Genomic DNA, 2,113 nt, shown 5'->3' on the forward strand with positions numbered 1-2,113 from the left:
AATGTTGGTGTATTTGTACATGGTCATAAACACATATTTATTCTACAGTACATTGCAGAATCATCCTAGCATTTTGAAGCTGCGAAGCTGCTTTTTGATGCTGTGAAGCTGCTTTTTGATGCTGCTTTTTCAAAGACCTCTAGGGCAAAAGAACTTCGTCTAATTAAATTAAAGTAACATCCACTAGATGTAAAATTTAATGAGGAATCTGAATATGCGTTCGTTTTTTAGGAAATATGGTTCCATTAGGTACTTCCAAGAGTTTTTAGTTAACCTTTCACAGTTAAATTCAAAAAATTTGATTTTGGTCATTAACTATCTCTTTTTTATAGCTTTAAATGTGCATGATTTAATTTATATAATTTTTAGGCCTATATTATTATTATTTAGAACTTTTTGTCATTGATTTCAAAAAATATTTATTATATCAGATTATGCCTAGACTATCACCGTTTGTGAAGAAAAGAATATTGAATCTCAGATCAATTGGATATTCAATAAAAGATATTTTAAAAGAATTGTTATCGATTGACGATTTGAAAATCTCCCGCGAATCAGTCGAAGCTTTTTTAATCAGATATGAAAGGTATGGTAATCTTTATAATCAAAAACCACCTGGGCGAAACAGAAAATTATCATACAATGAAGAATTGCAGCTTTTAGAAATGTTGAAAAAGGATCCTGAATTATCTCTAGCAGATATGAAGGAGAAATTGAATAACCGCATTTCTGAAAGCACCATATGTCGAATTTTAGCAAGACATGAACAAGTTTCGATTAAAACGCGATATTGTCAAGTCATATCCAGAGAAAATGTGGAAAAGCGAAATGCATTTGCTTCGCTTTTGTTGTATTTTGGTCTTTGCTAACAGAAGATGGGTTTCAAAGTATGACAAAAGCAAATGGGGTAAATTTAAGCATCCTTTAACGGTAAGTTTTTTCTATATAGTTTTAAATTATGAAGAAAATAACGATTTAAATTTGAAGGTTCATGTGTGGGGTGGAATAAGTAGGAATGGTGCAACTGATGTTTGTATTTTTAATGGTACAATGAATAGCTTAGGCTACCAACAGATTTTAGACCGTTATCTGATACCATTCACAGATGAAGCTTTCCCAAATGGCTTTCGTCTGGTTATGGATAATGATCCAAAGCATATCAGCAAGAGCACTAAGCAATACATTAAAAATAGGAATATTAATCATTGGCAAACTCCTCCACAGAGCCCGGTTAGTATTTAATTTTTGTAATGAAGATTCTTTTTACAGAACTTTTAATTTAGGATCTTAATCCTATAGAAATGGTATGGGCTTATTTGAAATGGTACATTCGCAAAAAGGCGAAGCCAAGAAACCAAGCTGACTTGATTCATGCAATTCAAACTTTTTGGAAAAGCAAACTAACGATCAATTTGTGCAACAAATATATTGATCATTTATACAAATTAGTTAAAATATAAATATAAAAGTTTGAAATATAAAATTTCAAAGTTCTTGACAATCTAGATTTATAAACCAATATTCAATTAATTCATTGCTCACCGAAGCGGATAGGATTCAAGGAGCGCGACAATATCAAACAACAAGTTACGGAAATGATAGCGCGAGATGTAATCCAGGAATCAAATAGCCCCTGGTCTTCAAGAATAGTGCTGGTGAAGAAAAAGGATGGCAAATTACGGTTCTGTGTAGACTATCGAGGATTGAACGACGTCACCGTCAAAGATGTATACCCGTTGCCGCGTATGGACGGCTCATTAGCAATGCTGTCCAACAGTCTTTGACACCCTGGACCTATACGCAGGGTATTGGCAAATCCCTATGGACGAAAAATCGAAAAGAAAGACCGCATTAGTTACCGACAGCGGGTTATATGAGTTTAATGCCCTTCGGCCTATGCAATGCAACTGCAACGTTTCAAAGGTTTATGGATGCTATGTTAGCTGGTCTTAAATGGAAGTGTCTGGTGGTATATATGGACGATATAATAGTATTTTCTTCAACCTTTGAAACCCATCTAGGCGACTTGAAATCCGTCTTCAAGCGGTTAGCAGACTCCAACGTGAAGCTCAACCCCGCGAAGTGCAAGTTTTTCCGAAAAGAGATCAATTAT

General features: G+C 34.4%; 2 protein-coding genes. One reads left to right on the forward strand and one right to left on the reverse strand.

Annotated elements, in window-relative coordinates; genetic code table 11:
* The first annotated feature begins 434 nt into the window (after nucleotides 1–434).
* Nucleotides 435–869 (forward strand): hypothetical protein, encoded by a 435-nt coding sequence (locus NT145_05895; protein MCX5782219.1) that lies wholly within the window; start codon nucleotides 435–437, stop codon nucleotides 867–869.
* Nucleotides 870–1,077: 208 nt separating this feature from the next.
* Here NT145_05895 and NT145_05900 read toward each other — a convergent pair whose 3' ends face one another.
* The gene (locus NT145_05900) at nucleotides 1,078–1,206 is read right to left on the reverse strand and encodes a hypothetical protein (GenBank protein ID MCX5782220.1); all 129 of its coding nucleotides are present in this window, start codon (nucleotides 1,204–1,206) and stop codon (nucleotides 1,078–1,080) included.
* Nucleotides 1,207–2,113 lie beyond the last annotated feature (907 nt).

The sequence above is a fragment of the Elusimicrobiota bacterium genome (assembly GCA_026388075.1).
Lineage (GTDB): Bacteria > Elusimicrobiota > Endomicrobiia > Endomicrobiales > JAPLKN01 > JAPLKN01.

What these genes read in the sequence shown, in the direction of transcription:
- NT145_05895 (MCX5782219.1), top strand. Translation starts at nt 435, where the DNA reads ATGCCTAGACTATCACCGTTTGTGAAGAAAAGAATATTGAATCTCAGA.
- NT145_05900 (MCX5782220.1), bottom strand. Translation starts at nt 1,206, where the DNA reads ATGATTAATATTCCTATTTTTAATGTATTGCTTAGTGCTCTTGCTGAT.